Origin of the sequence: Phocaeicola coprophilus DSM 18228 = JCM 13818 (assembly GCF_000157915.1) — a bacterium.
Classification (GTDB): Bacteria; Bacteroidota; Bacteroidia; order Bacteroidales; family Bacteroidaceae; genus Phocaeicola; species Phocaeicola coprophilus.
In genome coordinates this window covers 67,496-88,388 of record NZ_EQ973650.1, presented here as the reverse complement: position 1 = coordinate 88,388, position 20,893 = coordinate 67,496, and the positions used below count along the sequence as shown (strand labels likewise).

10 protein-coding genes and 1 pseudogene are annotated in these 20,893 nt (G+C 47.9%); 6 read left to right on the top strand and 5 right to left on the bottom strand.

Translation table 11 applies throughout. From position 1 onward, the window contains the following. The first annotated feature begins 6 nt into the window (after window positions 1-6). From BACCOPRO_RS14745 to BACCOPRO_RS14735, 3 genes are all read left to right on the top strand, one after another. Entirely contained in the window at window positions 7-1,494 is a 1,488-nt protein-coding gene (locus BACCOPRO_RS14745) for an MFS transporter (protein WP_022277508.1), read from the top strand. A 48-nt stretch (window positions 1,495-1,542) separates the two neighbouring features. After that, the gene (gene galK, locus BACCOPRO_RS14740; protein ID WP_008144887.1) at window positions 1,543-2,697 is read left to right on the top strand and encodes a galactokinase; all 1,155 of its coding nucleotides are present in this window, start codon (window positions 1,543-1,545) and stop codon (window positions 2,695-2,697) included. A gap of 175 nt (window positions 2,698-2,872) precedes the next feature. Continuing rightward, window positions 2,873-3,961: a UDP-N-acetyl glucosamine 2-epimerase gene (locus BACCOPRO_RS14735; protein ID WP_008144885.1), complete on the top strand. Its 1,089-nt coding sequence runs from the start codon at window positions 2,873-2,875 to the stop codon at window positions 3,959-3,961. Window positions 3,962-4,169: 208 nt separating this feature from the next. On the opposite strand, the gene BACCOPRO_RS14730 is transcribed toward BACCOPRO_RS14735, so the two are convergent. After that, entirely contained in the window at window positions 4,170-5,819 is a 1,650-nt protein-coding gene (locus tag BACCOPRO_RS14730) for an ABC-F family ATP-binding cassette domain-containing protein (RefSeq protein ID WP_008144883.1), read from the bottom strand. A gap of 156 nt (window positions 5,820-5,975) precedes the next feature. Further along, window positions 5,976-7,655 (bottom strand): putative transporter, encoded by a 1,680-nt coding sequence (locus tag BACCOPRO_RS14725; RefSeq protein WP_022277509.1) that lies wholly within the window; start codon window positions 7,653-7,655, stop codon window positions 5,976-5,978. A gap of 265 nt (window positions 7,656-7,920) precedes the next feature. Between BACCOPRO_RS14725 and mutA the strand changes: the two genes are divergently transcribed. Together mutA and scpA are read left to right on the top strand one after the other, a co-directional pair. Further along, window positions 7,921-9,840: a methylmalonyl-CoA mutase small subunit gene (mutA, locus tag BACCOPRO_RS14720; RefSeq protein ID WP_008144879.1), complete on the top strand. Its 1,920-nt coding sequence runs from the start codon at window positions 7,921-7,923 to the stop codon at window positions 9,838-9,840. Between the two features lie 5 nt (window positions 9,841-9,845). Then, on the top strand, window positions 9,846-11,996 hold the full coding sequence (scpA, locus tag BACCOPRO_RS14715) for a methylmalonyl-CoA mutase (protein ID WP_008144876.1): 2,151 nt from the start codon (window positions 9,846-9,848) through the stop codon (window positions 11,994-11,996). Between the two features lie 115 nt (window positions 11,997-12,111). Here the strand turns inward: scpA and BACCOPRO_RS14710 are convergent, their stop codons facing one another. Beyond that, on the bottom strand, window positions 12,112-13,362 hold the full coding sequence (locus BACCOPRO_RS14710) for a glutamate-5-semialdehyde dehydrogenase (RefSeq protein ID WP_008144874.1): 1,251 nt from the start codon (window positions 13,360-13,362) through the stop codon (window positions 12,112-12,114). Continuing rightward, on the bottom strand, window positions 13,359-14,456 hold the full coding sequence (proB, locus tag BACCOPRO_RS14705) for a glutamate 5-kinase (RefSeq protein ID WP_008144872.1): 1,098 nt from the start codon (window positions 14,454-14,456) through the stop codon (window positions 13,359-13,361). The genes BACCOPRO_RS14710 and proB overlap by 4 nt, the downstream gene beginning before the upstream one ends. A 280-nt stretch (window positions 14,457-14,736) precedes the next feature. Here proB and BACCOPRO_RS14700 point away from each other — a divergent pair, with 280 nt between their 5' ends. Continuing rightward, entirely contained in the window at window positions 14,737-18,765 is a 4,029-nt protein-coding gene (locus BACCOPRO_RS14700; RefSeq protein ID WP_008144870.1) for a hybrid sensor histidine kinase/response regulator transcription factor, read from the top strand. Here the strand turns inward: BACCOPRO_RS14700 and BACCOPRO_RS18710 are convergent. Beyond that, window positions 18,735-20,832: pseudogene (locus BACCOPRO_RS18710) on the bottom strand (polysaccharide lyase 8 family protein). The gene BACCOPRO_RS14700 and the pseudogene BACCOPRO_RS18710 sit on opposite strands and share 31 nt — an antisense overlap. Between the last annotated feature and the right edge of the window lie 61 nt (window positions 20,833-20,893).

The following is a 20,893-nucleotide window of genomic DNA, read 5'->3' as shown; positions in this document are numbered from 1 at the left end:
AAAAGAATGAATCAACAAAAACAAAACGGTAATCTCATTGCAATTGTTGCCATGTGCTTCCTCTTTGCAATGATTTCCTTCGTAACCAATCTGGCCGCTCCTTTCGGTACCATTTGGAAAAACCAATATGCAGGAGCAAACACCCTGGGTATGATGGGAAACATGATGAACTTCCTGGCCTATCTGTTCATGGGTATTCCTGCCGGAAACATGCTGGTCAAGATCGGTTATAAGAAAACTTCACTGACTGCCATGGCTGTCGGTTTCGTAGGCTTGCTGGTACAGTATCTGTCCAGTACTTTCGGCGCAGAAACCGAAGTATTCGCACTGGGAGAATATTCCATCAAGATGAACTTCATCATCTATTTGCTGGGTGCTTTCATCTGCGGTTTCAGTGTATGTATGCTGAACACGGTAGTAAACCCGATGCTGAACCTTCTGGGAGGCGGCGGTAACAAAGGTAACCAGCTGATCCAGCTGGGTGGTGCTGTCAACTCACTTTCTGCTACGCTGACACCGCTCTTCGTAGGTGTATTGATCGGAACCGTAACTCCGAAAACTGCCATGACAGACGTTGTGCCCCTGCTCTTCATCGCCATGGGTGTATTCGCTGTAACCTTTATCATCATTTCATTTGTAAGCATTCCGGAACCTCACCTGAGAAAAGGTAAAGTAGAAAAGGTTAAATTCTCACACAGCCCCTGGAGCTTCCGTCACACCGTATTGGGCGTTATCGGTATCTTCATTTATGTAGGTATTGAAATCGGTATCCCGGGTACCCTGAACTTCTACCTGGCTGACTCAAGCGACAAGGGAGCCGGTATCCTGGCCAATGGTGCAGCCATCGGTGGTGCCATCACTGCAATCTACTGGCTGCTGATGCTGGTAGGCCGTCTGACCAGTAGTGTGATCAGCGGTAAAGTTTCTACCCGTACTCAGCTGATTGCCGTTTCTACAACAGCTATTCTTTTCACTCTGATCGCTATCTTCACTCCGAAGAATGTGGGTATCAACGTACCGACCATGGTATACGATCCGGTTGCAAAGACAACGGAAATCCTGACCAATGCCGGCATGCCTGCCAATGAAATCAGCGCATTTATCGCCAACCCGTCTGAAGAAAGCCTTTCTGCACAGGCAGAACTGCTGAGTGCTTCTCACATGACACCGGCTGACGTGATGCGTTCTCTGGAAACTCCGAAAGTTCCTATCAGTGCGCTGTTCCTCGTACTTTGCGGTCTCTGCACATCTATCATGTGGGGAGGCATCTTCAACCTTGCCGTTGAAGGTCTTGGCAAATACACCGCACAGGCATCAGGTATCTTTATGATGATGGTTGTGGGTGGCGGTATCTTCCCGTTGCTCCAGCAGGTCATCTCCGATGCAGTCGGCTATATGGCCAGCTACTGGCTGATCATCTTCATGCTGGCTTACCTGCTGTTCTACGGACTGGTAGGCTGCAAAAATGTCAACAAGGATATCCCCGTTGAATGATCCTAAAAACGAACCAATTGAAAATTAACCCTTAAATACATTATCATTATGGACATTGAATTTGTAAGAAGCCGCTTCATTAAGCATTTCGACGGTACAACAGGCTCAGTATATGCATCTCCGGGACGTATTAACTTGATTGGTGAACACACCGACTACAACGGTGGATTCGTATTCCCCGGCGCAGTAGATAAAGGTATGATTGCAGAAATCAAACCTAACGGAAAAGACAAAGTTTGCGCTTACTCTATCGACCTGAAAGACTATGTAGAATTCGGTCTGAACGAAGAAGACGCTCCGAAAGCAAGCTGGGCACGCTACATCTTCGGCGTATGCCGTGAAATGATCAAGCGTGGTGTAGACGTAAAAGGATTCAATACAGCTTTCGCCGGTGACGTTCCTCTGGGTGCAGGTATGTCATCTTCTGCAGCGCTGGAATCTACTTACGCATTCGCTTTGAATGATTTGTTCGGCGACAACAAGATCGACAAATTCGAACTGGCAAAGGTGGGACAGGCTACTGAACACAACTACTGTGGTGTTAAATGTGGTATCATGGACCAGTTTGCTTCTGTATTCGGTAAGGAAGGCAGCCTGATCCGTCTGGATTGCCGTTCACTGGAATACCAGTACTTCCCGTTCAAACCCGAAGGATACCGTCTGGTATTGGTTGACTCTGTTGTTAAGCACGAACTGGCTTCTTCAGCATACAACAAGCGTCGTCAGAGCTGCGAAAATGTAGTGGCTGCCATCAAGAAGACACATCCGGAAGTAGAATTCCTGCGCGACTGCAACATGGAAATGCTGAATGCTGTCAAAGGTGAAGTAAGCGAAGAAGACTACATGCGTGCTGAATACGTGATCGAAGAAATCCAGCGTGTACTTGACGTATGCGATGCACTGGAAAAAGGTGATTATGAAACCGTAGGTCAGAAGATGTATGAAACTCACCACGGCATGAGCAAGCTTTACGAAGTAAGCTGCGAAGAACTGGATTTCCTGAACGATATTGCATTCGACTGCGGCGTAACCGGCTCACGCGTTATGGGAGGCGGCTTCGGCGGATGTACCATCAACCTGGTAAAGAATGAACTGTATGAAACATTTATCACAACTGCCAAAGAACGCTTCAAAGAAAAATTCGGACGCAGCCCGAAAGTTTACGATGTAGTGATCAGCGACGGTTCACGCAAACTCTGCTAATTACTTTTCACTCCTTTCCCGCATCCCGCTCCGGGATGCGGTCACACGGATTGACTCAGGCCATCATAAAGCCCGCGTTAATCCGTGTTTCTTTTTCCATAATCTGAAAACTTCCTTTGCGCATCTGTGCAGAAAGATGTACATTTGCGGGAAAGATGACTAAACCTTTTGAAGAATGAAAATAACGATCGTTTCGGGAGCACGCCCGAACTTCATGAAGATAGCTCCGATCTGCCGTGCGATTCAGAACGCCGGAGCGAACGGAAAGAACATTTCTTACCGTCTCGTTTATGCTGGACCGGAAGATGATCCAAGTCTGGAAGAATCTCTGTTCTTCGATCTGGGTATGGAAAAACCCGATGCATATCTGGGAGTCAGCGGACAGGATTATTCCCAGATTGCTGCAGCCGTCATGCTTGCCTTCGAAAAGGAACTGGACAATCATCCGGCGCAAGTGGTACTGGTAGTGGATGATCTGACAGCCGCCATGAGTTGTGCCATCGTTGCCAAGAAACGCGGTCTGAAAGTGGCTCATCTCATAGCAGGCACCCGTTCCTTCGACATGAACATGCCACGCGAAGTGAACCGTACCATTGTAGATGCCATTTCCGACTATCTGTTCACAGCCGGCATGGTAGCCAACCGGAATCTGAATCAGGAAGGAATGATCCCCGAATACATTCATCATGTAGGAAATATTCTGATTGATACACTGCGTTACAACCGTCCCCGGCTGAGTCAGCCGGCATGGTTCGACTGTCTTGGCATCCGGAAAAAGAATTATCTGTTGCTGACACTCAACCGGCATGACCTGTTGAACCGCCGCAGCAATCTAGAGAAACTGCTCCGCACCCTGCTCGACAAGGCAGAAGGACTTCCCGTCATCGCCCCTCTGCACGGATATGCAGAAACTGCTGTCAAAGCTCTCGGCCTGAATGCTCCGAACCTTCATATTCTGCCGCCGCAAAGTTACCTGCATTTCGGTTTCCTGGTAGATCAGGCCAAAGGGATCATAACCGACTCGGGAAACATTGCAGAAGAAGCCACCTTCCTGGATGTCCCCTGCATCACACTGAACAGCTATGCGGAACACCCTGAGACCTGGCGCACCGGAACCAATGAACTGGTCGGTGAAGATCCGTCAGCTCTTGCTGCAGCACTGAATCACCTGATGCACGGTGAATGGAAGCACACTACCCTGCCCGACCGTTGGGACGGACGTACTGCCGAGCGCATCGTACAGACTTTACTGAAAGATGCCTGATCACTGAAAGGCAATTTATAAAAACAGATCCGGCTGATGTCCCTGCCATTTCAAGCAGAAAAGACATCAGCCGGATGCTTTTTCACAGAAAATATCGTATTGTTCGATGTTGTTTCAACGAGCGGTCGATTCGCCTCAAACGAGCGGTCGATTCAGCCCCAACGAACGGTCGATTCAGCCTCAACGAGCGGTCGATTCCAAAAGGGGATCAAGCCTTGCCTCCTTTACGCTCCAGTTCACGAAGACTTTCCATCTTTTTCGTTTCCAGGAACTCATAAATTCCGCAAAGATGTTCTTTCACACGCTGGTTACCGAACTCATATACTTTCGTAACCAGCCCGTCCAGGAAGTCACGGTCGTGTGAAACGACAATCAGCGTTCCGTCGAAATCCATCAATGCCTGCTTCAGAATATCCTTTGTCTTCATGTCCAGATGGTTGGTCGGCTCATCCAGAATCAGCAGATTGACCGGTTCCAGCAAAAGCTTGATCATCGCCAGCCGGGTACGTTCTCCACCGGAAAGCACCTTGACTTTCTTCATGGATTCTTCCGGTCCTCCGAACATGAAAGCTCCCAGCAGATCGCGGATCTTGTTGCGGATTTCTCCCTTCGCCACATCATCGATGGTCTGGAATACGGTCAGATTCTCGTCAAGAAGGGAAGCCTGGTTCTGGGCAAAATAACCGATCTGTACATTATGTCCCAGTGTCAGTGTACCTTCGTGATCTATCTCATTCATGATACATTTCACCAGAGTAGACTTACCCTCTCCGTTTTTACCCACAAAAGCAACCTTATCTCCCCGTTCGATCGTCAGATTGGCATTCCGGAAAACGACGTGGTCGCCATATGACTTTCCGACTCCTTCCATAATAACCGGATAACTTCCGCTGCGCGGAGACGGAGGAAACTTCAGACGCAGGGCTGAAGTGTCTTCTTCATCCACTTCAATCAGTTCCAGCTTTTCAAGCATCTTCACGCGGCTCTGTACCTGGAGTGTCTTGCTGTAAGTTCCTTTGAAACGTTCGATGAAGTCTTTGGTTTCCTGAATCATCTTCTGCTGTTCTTCATACTGCTTCATCTGTTGTTCACGGCGTTCCTTGCGAAGCACCAGATACTGGGAGTAGTTCACCTTGTAATCATAGATACGTCCCATCGTAACTTCAATGGTACGGGTCGTGATGTTATCCACAAATTTCCGGTCGTGACTGATCACCACAACGGCCTTTGCACTGCTGATCAGAAAATCTTCCAGCCACTGGATAGACTCAATGTCCAGATGGTTGGTAGGCTCATCAAGCAAAAGTACGTCCGGATTCTGCAGCAACAGCTTGGCCAGTTCAATACGCATACGCCATCCACCGCTGAAATCACTCGTAGGACGGTCGAAATCTTCACGCTGGAATCCCAGTCCGAGCAACGCCTTCTCCACGTCTTCTTCGAAATGAGTCATGTCGATGGCATAGAACTTTTCACTCATGGCTGCCACCTTTTCGATCAGTTCCATATACGAATCACTCTCGTAATCGGTACGTGTAGCCAGTTCACCATTCATCCGTTCGATCTCAGCTTCCATTTCACGCAAATGAGCAAATGCCTGCGAAGCTTCCTCAAACACGGTACGCCCGTCTTCCGTCATCAAATGCTGCGGAAGGTAAGCAACCACACAATCTTTCGGAGCGGTCACTTTTCCCCGGGTAGGCTGGCGGACGCCTGCCAATATCTTTAATAAAGTGGATTTTCCTGCGCCGTTTTTTCCCATCAGGGCAATACGGTCTTTTTCATTAATCTGAAAACTAATGTCACTGAACAAGGTGGTTCCGCCGAACTCGACGGTCAATCCATCTACTGAAATCATATAATATGTGGTATTTAATTCTAAAACGGCTACAAAGATACATCAAATAAACGATTTAACCTTGATTCAGACACAAAACAAACGCAGGGAAGCGCAAGCCCCGAAAGACTTTGCACTTCCCTGCGTCAGATCCGTTTCCGGAGCAGATATCCGGGATTATCCGGCCATCAGCAGAATCAGCAGCTGGGCTGTCAGAATACGAAGGAACATAGCCAGCGGATATACTGTAGAATAACCTACTGCCGGAGCATCGTTACCAGCCGTCTGGTTGGCATAAGCCAGTGCAGGAGGGTCTGTGTTACTACCGGCAATCAATCCCATCAGGGTAAAATAATTCAGTTTATAATACCAGCGGGCTACCATACCCATCACCAGCAACGGAATAAACGTGATCAGGAAACCGATACCTACATAAAGCAGTCCGTCACCTTCAACCACCGTCTGCACAAAGTTACCTCCGGCTTTCAGTCCGACACTGGCAAGGAACAATACAATACCGATCTCACGCAGCATCAGGTTGGCACTCATTGTGGTATAGGTGACCAGCTTCACCTTGTAACCGAAACGGCCGATCAGAATGGAAATAATCAGCGGACCGCCTGCCAGACCCAGTTTCACCGGAGTAGGCATTCCCGGAATGGCAATAGGCAGACTGCCGAACAGGATACCGCAAAGAATACCCACGAAAATGGTCACGATATTCGGATGATCCAGACGCTTCAACTGGTTTCCCAGCAAATGAGCCACACGCTCAATCGCATCCTGAGGACCGACTACCATCACGCGGTCACCGACCTGCAACGTCAACTGACGGGACGCAAACAAGTCCATACCGGAACGGTTGACACGGGTTACATTCACTCCGTACATACTGCTGAAATGCAGTTCTCCCAAAGTTTTTCCGTTGATGTTAGGCTGTGTCACCAGAATACGGCGTGAAACCATCGTCTTATCCTGCTGTTTCAGATCCTCCCAGTCCATGTCAACTTGCGGACCGATAAAGGCTGCAATGGCCTCAGAGTCATCTTCTGCACAGACAATGTACATCTTATCGCCCACATGCAGAGTAGTATTTGCATTCGGAATGTGTATTTCACCATCCTGAATAATCCGCGAGCAGACAAAGTCGCGTGCCAGAAACTTCTGTACCTGCGAAAGATTCTTGCCCACCAGAGCTTCATTCTGTACCTCCAGAGAAACGATAAAAGGTTTCAGATGCGGATTGGCTTCCTCACCGCGCTGAATGTCCGCAGCTTCTTTCCCCATATCTACCCGGCAGATATAACGGATGACAATCATGGAAAGGATGATACCGATAACTCCCAGCGGATAGGCACAGGCATACCCCATTGCAATTTCAGGACCGGAATAATCCAGCTGAGACAAAGCCTCGTTGGCCGCACCAAGTCCCGGAGTATTGGTCACAGCTCCGCAAAGCACACCGACCATCATCGGAATTTCCACACGCCCCTGCAGGGCATAATACATAATCAATGCTATCGCAATGTTCAGTGCAACAATTCCGACAGCAATCAGATTCATCGAGATACCTCCCTTCTTGAAAGAAGAGAAGAAAGACGGACCCACCTGCAAACCGATACAGAACACAAAGAGAATCAATCCGAAGTCCTGAATGAATGATAAGATGGAAGCATTTCCAGTAAATCCGAAATGCCCGGCCAGAATCCCGACGAACAAGACAAAGGTAACTCCCAGCGAAATGCCGAAGACCTTAATTTTCCCCAATAAGACGCCGGCAGCAATCACAAAAGAATATAATGCCACGATATGAGCAATCGAATCAGGATTTGTCAATAAATCTTGTAGCCAATTCATAATATTAAACTTTTTCTTAAACGCGGCAAATGTAACCAATTAAAGACAACCAGTCAAGAATTAAAGCCATAATATTTATTTTTGCCATACAGACTTTACAATTTATAAGTACATCCGGACAGTTTTTCCTATAAAAGTTTAACTGAACTGCATTTTTACCGCAAAAAAAGAAAACCTAAAAAGAAATTTGTATATTTGCCTATGCATGCCAATTATACAGCATGCAGTCACACTTAATCTAAATATCATAAAACACTGATTCACTATGGCAGATAGTAAAGAAAAACTCTTTTCAGATTTTCCACCCGTAAGTACCCAAGAATGGATGGATAAAATTACAGTCGATCTCAAGGGTGCCGACTTTGAAAAGAAACTGGTATGGAAAACCAACGAAGGATTTAAAGTGAAACCGTTTTACCGCCAGGAAGATCTGGAAGGATTGAAAACGACAGAAGGACTTCCCGGGCAATTCCCTTACATCCGCGGAAACCGCAAAGACGACAATACATGGTTTATCCGGCAGAACATCCTGGTTGAATCGGCTGAAGAAGCCAATGCCAAAGCACTCGACATTCTGAATAAAGGAGTGGATTCACTGGGCTTTTCAATCAGGAAAAAGGATCTGTCACCCGAATTCATACGCACTCTGTTAAAAGACATCTGCTGCGAATGTGTAGAACTGAACTTCTCTACTTGCCAGGGACATACCGTACAGCTGGCAGAAATGCTGACTGATTATTTCCGTGAAAAAGGATATGATCCGACCAAGCTTCAAGGCTCCGTCAACTATGACCCGATGGAGAAAATGATGCAGAAAGGAAAGGATCTGAGCAAGTTTATCGACAATGCCAGACGGCTGGTTGAAATATTTGCCCCCTATCCAAAATTCCGTTGCCTGGCCGTCAATTCGCTTTTGCTGAACAATGCAGGTGCCTACATTTATCAGGAACTGGGATATGCCCTGGCATGGGGTAATGAATACCTGAGCCAGCTGACAGAAGCAGGAGTACCCGCAGCACTGGCTGCAAAGAAAATCAAATTCAACTTTGGTATCAGCTCCAACTACTTCATGGAAATTGCCAAATTCCGTGCAGCACGTATGCTCTGGGCCAATATAGTCAAGGAATACAAACCGGTTTGTCCACGTACAGACTGCCAGAACACCGGAGCAGACGGCACCTGTTATTGCGCCTGCAAGATGGCTGCACATGCCGAAACCTCCAGTTTCAACCTGACAATCTTCGATGCACATGTGAATCTGCTGCGTACCCAGACAGAGGCCATGAGTGCTTCTCTGGCAGGAGTTGACTCAATCACCGTCACTCCGTTTGACAAGGCTTACGAAACACCGAATGATTTCTCCGAACGTATTGCACGCAACCAGCAGCTCCTGCTGAAGGAAGAAGCTCACTTCAACCGTATCGTCGATCCGGCTGCAGGTTCTTACTATATCGAAAACCTTACGGCTTCCATCGCACAACAGGCCTGGGAACTTTTCCTGAAGGTAGAAGACGAAGGCGGCATGCTCAAGGCTGTCGAAAGCGGAAGCGTACAGGAAGCTGTCAACGCCAGCAACAAGGCCCGCCACGAAGCTGTTTCGAAACGGAAAGAAATTCTTCTGGGTACCAACCAATATCCTAACTTCAATGAACTGGCAGGCGAAAAGGCACCATTGGCACAGACTTGCTGCTGCGGAGGCGGAAAGGATCATGCACACCACGAATGTGAAAAGCCGTTTGCAACCATTCAAACCGACCGTGCAGCCAGCGAATTCGAAGCACTCCGTCTGCAAACAGAACACTCCGGCAAACGTCCGAAAGCTTTCATGCTGACCATCGGAAATCTGGCCATGCGTCAGGCACGTGCCCAGTTCTCATGCAACTTCCTGGCTTGTGCCGGTTATGAAGTAATCGACAATCTGGGATTCGCTACCGTAGAAGAAGGTGTAGAAGCTGCCATGAAAGCAAAAGCCGACATCGTAGTGATCTGTTCCAGCGATGACGAATATGCAGAATATGCCATTCCTGCTTTCCAGGCAGTCAACGGACGCGCCATGTTCATCGTTGCAGGAGCTCCTGCCTGTATGGACGACCTGAAAGCCGCCGGCATTGAAAACTTCATTCATGTGCGCTGCAACGTGCTGGAGACCTTGAAAGAATATAATACCAAACTAGGAATCAATTAAATGCTATGAAACCGAACTTTAAAAACATCGATATATATGCCGGCTTCCATCCGCAAAATGGCATGGAATGGCAGAAAGTCAACGGCATCACTGCCAACTGGAAAACTCCGGAACAGATTCAAGTAAAGCCAGTCTATACGAAAGAAGACCTGGAAGGAATGGAACACCTGAACTATGTGGCTGGTATTCCTCCCTATCTGCGCGGTCCGTATTCCATGATGTACACCTTCCGCCCGTGGACCATCCGTCAGTATGCCGGATTCTCTACCGCTGAAGAATCCAATGCTTTTTACCGCCGTAACCTGGCTTCCGGACAGAAAGGTCTGTCTGTAGCCTTCGACCTTCCGACACACCGCGGTTACGACCCGGATCATCCGCGTGTAGTAGGCGATGTCGGTAAGGCAGGAGTATCTATCTGTTCACTGGAAAACATGAAGGTGCTCTTCGACGGAATTCCCTTGAACAAGATGTCTGTGTCCATGACCATGAACGGTGCCGTACTTCCTGTCATGGCATTCTATATCAATGCCGGACTGGAACAGGGGGCCAAGCTGGAAGAAATGGCCGGTACCATCCAGAATGATATTCTGAAGGAATTCATGGTCCGAAACACTTATATTTATCCGCCTGCATTCTCCATGAAGATCATTTCCGACATCTTTGAATATACTTCTCAGAAGATGCCGAAATTCAATTCGATCTCAATCTCAGGTTATCACATGCAGGAAGCTGGAGCAACAGCTGATATCGAACTGGCCTATACACTGGCCGACGGACTGGAATATCTGCGTGCCGGAGTTGCTGCCGGCATTGACATCGATGCCTTCGCTCCCCGTCTCTCCTTCTTCTGGGCTATCGGTATGAATCACTTCATGGAAATTGCCAAGATGCGTGCAGCACGTATGCTCTGGGCCAAGATCGTGAAACAGTTCAACCCGAAGAATCCGAAATCACTGGCACTGCGTACGCACTCACAGACTTCAGGATGGTCACTGACCGAACAGGATCCGTTCAACAACGTAGGACGTACCTGTATTGAAGCCATGGCTGCAGCACTGGGACACACCCAGTCACTGCATACCAATGCACTGGACGAAGCGATTGCCCTGCCGACTGACTTCTCGGCCCGTATCGCCCGTAACACGCAGATTTATATCCAGGAAGAAACACAGATCTGCAAGAATGTAGACCCGTGGGGTGGTTCCTATTATGTGGAAGCACTGACCAACGAACTGGCTCACAAAGCATGGGAACATATTCAGGAAATTGAAAAACTGGGTGGTATGGCGAAAGCTATCGAAACCGGTATTCCAAAGATGCGTATCGAAGAAGCGGCAGCCCGCACTCAGGCCCGTATCGACTCCGGAGAACAGACCATTGTGGGTACCAACAAATACCGTCTGGAAAAAGAAGATCCGATCGATATTCTGGAAGTGGACAACACCGCCGTACGTCAGGAACAGATTGAAAACCTGCGCCGTCTGAAAGAAGGACGCAACCAGGCTGAAGTAGACAAGGCGCTGGAAGCCATCACCGAATGTGTACGCACCGGCAAAGGAAACCTGCTGGAACTGGCTGTGGAAGCAGCACGCGTACGGGCTACACTGGGAGAAATCTCCGATGCATGTGAAAAGATTGTAGGACGTTATAAAGCAGTAATCAGAACAATATCAGGCGTGTATTCATCAGAAAGTAAGAAGGATGCAGATTTCGCACGTGCTTGCGAACTGACCGAAGAATTTGCAAAGAAAGAAGGACGTCGCCCGCGTATTATGATCGCCAAGATGGGACAGGACGGTCACGACCGTGGCGCCAAAGTTGTAGCAACCGGATTTGCAGACTGTGGTTTCGACGTAGACATGGGTCCCTTGTTCCAGACGCCGGAAGAAGCTGCCCGCGAAGCAGTGGAAAACGACGTACATGCGGTAGGTGTTTCTTCTCTGGCCGCAGGTCACAAGACACTGATCCCGCAGATCATCGACGAACTGAAGAAACTGGGACGCGAAGACATTCTGGTATTTGCAGGAGGTGTCATTCCGGCTCAAGACTACGACTTCCTTTATAAAACAGGAGTTGTAGCCATCTTCGGACCGGGTACTTCTGTTGCCAAGTCAGCTTGCCAGATCATGGAACTGTTGCTGGATACAGAAGAATAATCCGCTGAAACATATAAAGAATCCGACAGACGGACTGCCCTGACAAACAGGCAGGCAGTATCGTCTGTCGGATTCTTTTTGATAAGATCTTCAGCCAGTTTTCTTTCTGGGAGATCTAATCCCGGATCTGTCCGTCGCCGCTGATCAGGTATTTGTAGGTGGTCAGTTCAGGTAAAGCCATCGGACCACGAGCATGCAGTTTCTGGGTGGAAATACCGATTTCAGCTCCAAATCCGAATTGTCCTCCATCAGTGAAGGAAGTAGGAAGATTCGTATAAACGCAGGCAGCATCCACTTCCCGGGAAAAAATCCGGCACACTTCCGGGTCCTCTGCTACCACACTCTCACTGTGATGGGAAGAATAGCAGGCTATATGTTCCAATGCTTCTTCCAGACCACTGAGTACACGGACGGACATTTTATAGTCCAGGTATTCCCGCCCCCAACTTTCTTCACTGGCGTGCTCCAGCCGTTCATACTTTCCTTTTAAAACACCGTAAGCCTCATCATCAGCATAGATCTCTACCTGACAGGCCGCCAGTGGGGACACCAGTTCCGGCAGGTCAGCCAAACGGCTCCGGTCTATCAGCAGACAGTCCAAAGCATTGCAAACACTCACCCGACGGGTCTTGGCATTGCATACAATGGCTTTTCCTTTCTCCAGGCTCCCCGACGAATGAAAATAACAATGGCAAATTCCGGCCCCTGTTTCTATCACAGGCACAAGAGCATGACTCCGCACATACTGAATCAGGTTCCGGCTTCCCCGGGGAATGATCAGATCAATGTCGCCCACCGCACGCAACATCTCCTGTGTCTGTTCATGTCCGGGAGGTAACAGAGTCACACAGGCTTCCGGGAAATTCTCCTCTTCCAGCACGGTGCGAATCACATCCCTTAATGCACTATTGGACACGTCTGCATCGCTTCCGCCCTTCAAGACGCAGGCATTCCTGCTTTTCAGACAAAGCGAAAAAACATCCAGTGTCACATTCGGACGCGCTTCATAAATTACCCCGATTACTCCGAAAGGTACCGACACCTTACGAATATGCATCCCATTCGGCTGCGTCCATTCTTTCAGAACCACATCACAAGGAGATGCCAGGTCCGCTACCTTCCGGATATCCGCGGCCATCCCCTGAATACGCTCCTGGCTCAACCGGAGACGGTCGTATTTGGGGTCAGCCGGATCCATTCTGGACAGATCAGCAGCATTGGCCTGCAAGATTGTTTCCATATGCTTTTCCACAGCATCAGCCAGATTCATCAATACCCGGTCAATCTGTTCTTCAGACACACGGTTTAACGCATGTGAAGCTTTGCGTGCTTCCTTCAACTGGTCTTTTAAAGTCTGCTCCATCATTCTGTCCTCCACTCAATGTAAAGATTATTATAATGAACAAAGGGACGTTCGCCCTGTAATCCCATGCGGGACTGTACCTCCTCTGCACTACAGCTGATTTTACCCAAAGCAAATGCCGAGCCGTCAGGAGCAAGTATCTGCACAATATCATCTTTTTCAAATTGTCCTTCTACTGCTACAACTCCTACCGGCAGTAAACTGGCTGCCTGTGAAGACAAAAGTGCCCGGTAAGCTCCTTCATTGATCTGAATCTTTCCCTTGGCAAAACCTTCGCTGTGAGCAATCCATTTCTTCACTCCGGAAACAGGATGACTTCCAGGTAGGAAACGAGTATAAGGCACTTCATTACGCTCCAGCAGAATATCTGTCAGAATATGTTCCCGTTTGCCATTGGCTATAATCACCGTGATACCTTCAGACGCTACCTTCTGGGCCATACGAAACTTGGTAATCATGCCTCCGCGTCCCAAAGAAGAACGGGAAGTCTGTACAATGGAATCCGTATCCAGCCGAGCATCCGGGACAACCTCCCGCAACAATGCAGATGTCGGCAAAGCAGGATCTCCATCATACACCCCGTCCACATTGGAAAGAATCAACAGTACATCTACCCCCATCATGGTGGCAACCAATCCGGAAAGTTCATCATTGTCCGTAAACATCAGTTCCGTCACCGATACTGTATCATTCTCATTGACAACAGGAACAATCCCATGTTCCAGCATCACCTCCATGCACTGTTTCTGGTTCAGATAATGCCGGCGGGTAGAGAAACTCTCTTTCATGGTCAATATCTGTCCGCACCGGAGTCCATACCCTCCGAAAAATTCATCATACCGGTTCATCAGTTTGATCTGTCCAACCGCGGAAAAGAGTTGCCGGGCCGACACCACATCCAGACCGGTAAATTCTTTCATTTCTCCTTTTCCGGCAGCCACAGCTCCCGAACTGATCAGGATTACTTCCTTGTCCATTCTCCGTAACTCTGCTATCTGGTCGACCAGTGCTGACATACGTGTCAGATCCAGCCTTCCGTCCGGACGGGTCAGCACATTACTCCCTACCTTGATTGCTATCCGACTATATGTTTCCATACCCAATTCGTTTAAGATTCACAAATGTAATTTATTTACCATAAAATAAAAACAAATCAATTACTTTTTAGCCAATAAACAAACATACTGAAATTTTATTATCGTTTTATACAACTTTTCAACTGTAAGAGAGTTTATATGGAAACTTGAATCTTACACCAGTCTGTCTCTGTCTTTTTAACAATCAAAAAACAGTCTTATTCCATAAGTTCTTTGTATATTTGTTCCCTGACCAAACATTCCTTCCCTGGATGGGATATAAATCTATCAAGAGACTACCATGAAAAAAAACATTATATACCTTCTGACTCTCCTGCTGCTCTGCTGTTTCCGGCAGAACATACATGCTGAATATTTCAGAAATCTGAACTTAGGAAACGGACTTTCCCAGTTTTCTGTCATGTCCATCTGCCAGGACAGTCTGGGACGCATGTGGTTTGGTACCCATGAAGGTATCAACATCTACGACGGACATCACATCCGATACTATAAAGGATGGGTGGAAAGCGGCCCCGGAGAAAAGCTCTGGCTAGGAAATTCCATTGACTATATCCACTGTGGCAACGACGGAAATATCTATTTCATTGCTGACCGTAATCTTTTTACTTACGACATCCGCTGCGAACGTTTCAGCCAGCTTACCACTGGGAACCAGACTTCTGCACTCACCACTACGGATACAGCGATCTGGTATACCCGACATGATACCCTGTTTGTGTGGGATACTCAAAAAAAACAAAGTCTGTATGTCCGCAATCTTCCAGCCAGCGACATCACAGCCTTGACCATCACCCGCAATGGGAATATCTACATAGGGACTGACAACGGGATTTACATAGCCCAAAATGCAACAGATCCCAATATGAAACATCAGCTTCAGAGCAAAGGAGTACATACCATTTTCGAAAGCAGTAGCCGGGAAATCTGGATCGGTACTTACATGGACGGGCTTTACCGTATCATCAACGGCAAACTTATCAATGTTCCTTATTCACCTCACGACGGGAAAGGTACCAGCGATCGGCAAATCCGACAATTCACAGAAGACAGCCAGCATAATATATGGTTTGGAACGTTTTCCGGCCTGGAAAAATACAATCCCCAGACAGGTCTCTATACCAAAATACAGATACCTCAGCATGTAGGCGGTCTCAGCCATCCCTCACTTTTCGCTCTCTATACCGACAGACAGGGAATCATCTGGCTCGGAAGCTATTACGGCGGAGTCAGTTATTTCAATCCTGGCAAGGAAGAATACCTCCACTATAACTACCAGAGCCACGCCCAGCCAGGAATCTATTACTCTTACATTGGTGAAATGGTTCAGGACAACGAACGTAATCTCTGGATCAGTACCGACGGAGGAGGAATCAGCCAGATCGGCCCCGGATGGAATCTTCTCAAGCAGTTTACAGCCGGCAAGGCAGACGGTCTGCCTCATAATAACATCAAAAGCATTGTCTACGACCCGCACAGAAACAACCTTTACATCGGAACTTATCTGGGAGGACTCTCCCGGTACGATATCCGTCAACACACTTTCCATAATTACCGGAACCGGGCTGATAATCCGGGAGACATCATCTATCACCTGGAAATATGGAATGACAAACTCTATCTCACCACCCGTAAAGGACTGTTCTGTCTCGATCCGGATACAGATACGTTCCAGTTCCTTTCCAACACCAGTTCTTTCTGCGAGTATTTCGATATCTCTCCCCAAGGTACACTCTATATCATGGGCTGGAACTATGTTGACATATTTTCACTCACTGACAATACACTGACCCGACGGATATCCATGACTCCTTATGACTGTTACGGCAATCTCAGTCACATTCTGGCAACCGATCAGGGAGCATATATCAGCACACTGGGATCAGGTATTTATTTTTACAATGCAAAAAGCCATGAAGTTACTCACTATACTCATGCCAACAGTCAGCTTCCCAGTGACTACTGCTATAACATAGCCCGCGTTGACGAACATTCGATTGCTATCAGCACCGATAAAGGAATTACGCTTTTTACTCCCGAAAAACGGCAGGCATCCACGATTGTACTCCCCGCAGAAATACCTCTCATCTATGGAGGAGGCTTATATGTATCCCCCCAACATGAAATCTATATCGGAGGTCCCAAGGGAATCACAATGGTTCCGGCAGAAAGTTTCCGAAGCAATGCGGCCCACAATTCACCTCTGTATTTCTCACGTCTGTGGATCAACAACCGGCTGGTTACTCCCTTGTCGGCAGACAATATACTTGACCAGACCCTTCCTTTTACCCATAAGCTGAAGCTCAAACATAACCAGAATAACTGTATCATCGAGTTTACCTACTCCGACCACAAAGAACAGTCACGCCGGCAAACCTTTGAATACAAGCTTGAAGGCTTTGACGACAAATGGATTTCCACTTCTGCCAACGAGATTCATTACACCAATCTCGACCCCGGAAACTACACCCTCAAAGTCAGACCTCAGCAAGGATCAGAAGAACAAACCATCTCTTTACAGATACAAATCTCCACCCCATGGTATTCCACCATCTGGGCCTGGATGCTCTACCTCATCACCATTGGTGCAGGCAGCTTCTGGTTTGTCCGTAACAAGCTGGCCAAACGGGCTCTGGCTCTTTCTCTGGAAAAAGAACGTTTTGAAAAACAGCATATCGAAGAAGTCAACCGGGCCAAGCTCGTCTTCTTTACGAATGTCAGTCATGAGTTCCGTACTCCCCTTACCCTTATCATCAGTCATCTGGATGCCTTGCTTCAGGAACAGCTCCCAGTACAATTATACAACAAGCTGCTGAAGATCAAACAAAACACCCAATACATGACTAACCTTATAACGGAACTCCTTGACTTCCGTAAATTCACCCAGAATCATGTGATTCTGCATCTGGCATCCCAGGACATCTGCCTGATGCTTGAAGAAATTTATCTCACCTTTACCGACTATGCCCAACAACGCAAGATAGATTATACCTTTGAATCTGAGCCGAAAAATATCTTGTGCTGGATAGACCGGACTCAAATGGAAAAGGTATTTTTCAACCTTCTTTCCAATGCTTTCAAATATACTCCTGACGGAGGAAGCATCCGCCTGAAAGCCTGTATCCAGGCAAATCAGCTGATCATACAGACGACAGACAGCGGAACCGGTATCCCTGAAAACGAGAAACAAAGAATCTTTGAACGCTTCTTCCAGGGAGAAGACCAAAAAGGACAAGAAAAATATCCCGGAACAGGCATCGGACTGGCCCTGACAAAAAACATTGTCGAAGCACATCATGGAACAATCACGGTAAGCAGTATCCTTCACCAGGGAAGTACCTTTACCGTTACACTTCCGCTGGAGAAAGAAGTCTTCAACGAAGATACACGCGTGCAGTTCTGCGAGAATACACCACCCAAAGAAGAAAAGGCATACTTTCCTCCCTGTCAGGAACCGGCACTTCCACCCATTCCCCAACCTCAGGAAAACCCACTCCTGCAGAATGAACCGGAAAACGAGACGGCTGATTCCGGTGAAAAGAAAAAATACACCCTGTTGCTGGTAGAAGACAATCCAGACCTGTTGCAGACTCTGAAAAACATCTTCGATCCTTTCTACCGGGTGATCACGGCAACCAACGGAAAGGAAGGACTCTCGGCCACCTTTGAACATAAACCGGACATCATTATCAGTGACATCATGATGCCTGAAATGAACGGTACGGAAATGTGTCTGAAGATCAAAAGCAACATTGATCTTTGCCATATTCCCGTGATCCTGCTCACCGCTTTGAACAGTACGGAACAAAACATCGAAGGATTGAACCGGGGAGCTGATGACTATATTACCAAACCTTTTGACACTCAGATTCTGCTGGCACGCACCAACAATCTCGTACGCAACCGGTTACTCATCCAGCACCAACTGAAGAAACAACCCATCTCGGAAGTTGACCTGGCCAGCATCAACCCGCTCGACCAGCAATTTCTCCAGAAGGTGGATGAAGTTATAGAACAGCATATCGATGATGTTGAATTTGACATTCCCAAACTCTGTCAGGAAGTAGGTATGGGACGTTCCCTGCTCTACTCGAAATTCAAGGCACTCACCGGTATGACTCCCAATAATTTCCTGCTGAATTATCGTTTGAAATATGCGGCAACCCTGCTACAAAAATATCCGACTCTCCCTATTGCAGAAGTCAGCGACCGGAGTGGATTCAGCTCACCACTCTATTTCAGCCGCTGCTTCAAGAATCAATACGGAGAAACTCCCCAGAACTACAGACGGAAACAGTCGGAAGACAGTTGAATCATTCTGGATGCTCCAGGAAGCATACCGTCCTGTGAGAAGTCACATTGCCAGGTAAAAGGCCGTGAAGAAGTCCGTCCTTTCCAAATATCCAGCGTAAGCAATTGCTGACTCTGGGCCGGATCAGCCGCATGCACCACCAGGCGGCCTTCCTTCGTTTCCCGCAATTGCAAAATGTAGGGACGGTCGGCTCTGACTGACAAGTCACGGCTTTCAAAGGTTCCCGGAGCATAAAACACCAGATGCCACATTTTCAGTTTCCTGTTTCTGACTACCTGCAAGTCCGGAGTATTCTTCAGAATCCGGATGGAAGCATCTTTGCAATATGCCTCCATTTCGCCGGCTGTCTGCAGATCCGGAACTACCAGATATGCATAAGTACCCGCTGCCGGTTTCTGACCATGCCGGATGCCAACCGTCACCACCTGTTTACCAACCTGCTCCCGTGAAGCCGTGTGATTGATATCATACCAATTACCAGTCTGCATTTTATCCTGACAGAATACTGTTCCACCTTCCGGGAATATATATCCGACTCCATTATGCAACACCCATTTCAGTGAACCGCCGACACTGTCTCCCGGATTCATCTGACAAACTTTCTTTCCGTTCCTGATCCATACCGGCTGTCCTTTCTCCAGACACTGGTTTACCGTAGTCACCACTTCTGCCTCAGCACCTGATGTGATCCCTGCCTCCCAGACATACCACTTCATTCTCATAAAAGAACCAGGCCTTATGTGCCCGGGTCAATACCCCCGCATAATTGTCCTCATAGGCATAGGCGGTCGCACCATACAGAGAGTCCGACACTCCACCGGCAAACTCAGAAGTGCCTTTTGTCTGCCAGTCACTCTTCGCCATTGGAATCTCTTTTAACTGCGGAGCCGTTACGCCGGGAATCCGCCTCCAGTCCCATACCGGGAATATCTCCTGATACTCATCTCCTTCACGGACAATATTAGTACATCCGTCCGACAGGAAATAAGTCCGCAGATTTTCCCCGTTGCCATACTCACACCGCATGGTCCGGGTAGAAACCATCCGCACATCAAACGTATAGGACGGACGCACATGCAACGTGTAATCACCAACCGGATAATGAGTATGAAACGGAGTAATACCCACATTCGCAGACAATCTTCCTTCCAGGCGTCCGACGATTTCCCGATATTCATCTGCATGAGCCGGATCCAGTTCCATCATCCGGCGGGCAAAAAGAGCGGTGGATGATTTGTCCGTCACTCCCGGACGACTCACTCCACGTCCCAGCACATCAAACAGCATGAAACGGCCACGAATAGTCGGATAATAAGTTTCACGCATGAATTTGCCCAGCAAAGCGACCTTCCCCTCCGGCAATTCATAATCCGTTCCCTTCGTATACATGGCAATCTGAGTAATCCCCTTCAGAATTTCATCTCCATATCCCCCAATGTACAACTGAGGGCCATGCTGAAAATAACTGTTATCATGCTGGAATCCCTCCTGCGTCGTATACACCAGCGGACTGTAAGCATTCTCAATCGCTTTCTTCAAATCAGTGGAATCCTCCGACAAACAACTCCGGTAAATCCAGTGCAAAGCGATATCCGTACGGTTGGCTCCCGTCCATTTGGCGGGATCTCCTCCGTCTGTTTTCATCCGTTCCAGTAATTTCCGTTCCAGTTCCTCCGGCAACTTCTTAGCTCCCGAACGCATCTGAATCAGCAAAATTCCCAGACACTGAGGTTCAGCTATCTGATTATACCACCAGTTATGACACCAGGGATTCCGTTCATGCCAGAACTCCAGTCCGGCCTGAATCTTGTCAAACAAACGGTCATCAGCATAATACGGATTCTCCGGATTTGTATAGGCAAAGACAAAATCACTCACACGCTGCAGGTGAACCAGCGGAGGCCAGTCCGTACGCTGGATACTTCCATAATCAACATCTGTAAAGGCTCCCTCCCGATAAAAGGACAAAGCCTCATCAATGGAAGGGTTCTTGCTGAAATCCTGCCTGATCTTCTGCATCAGGATCTCAAAATCACTTCCGGAGGTTACCTCTGCCGAAAGGCTCATGCTTCCCAAGAAGCAACCACAGACCAGAAGCAGTTTTCTGACTTTATTCATTATATAAACA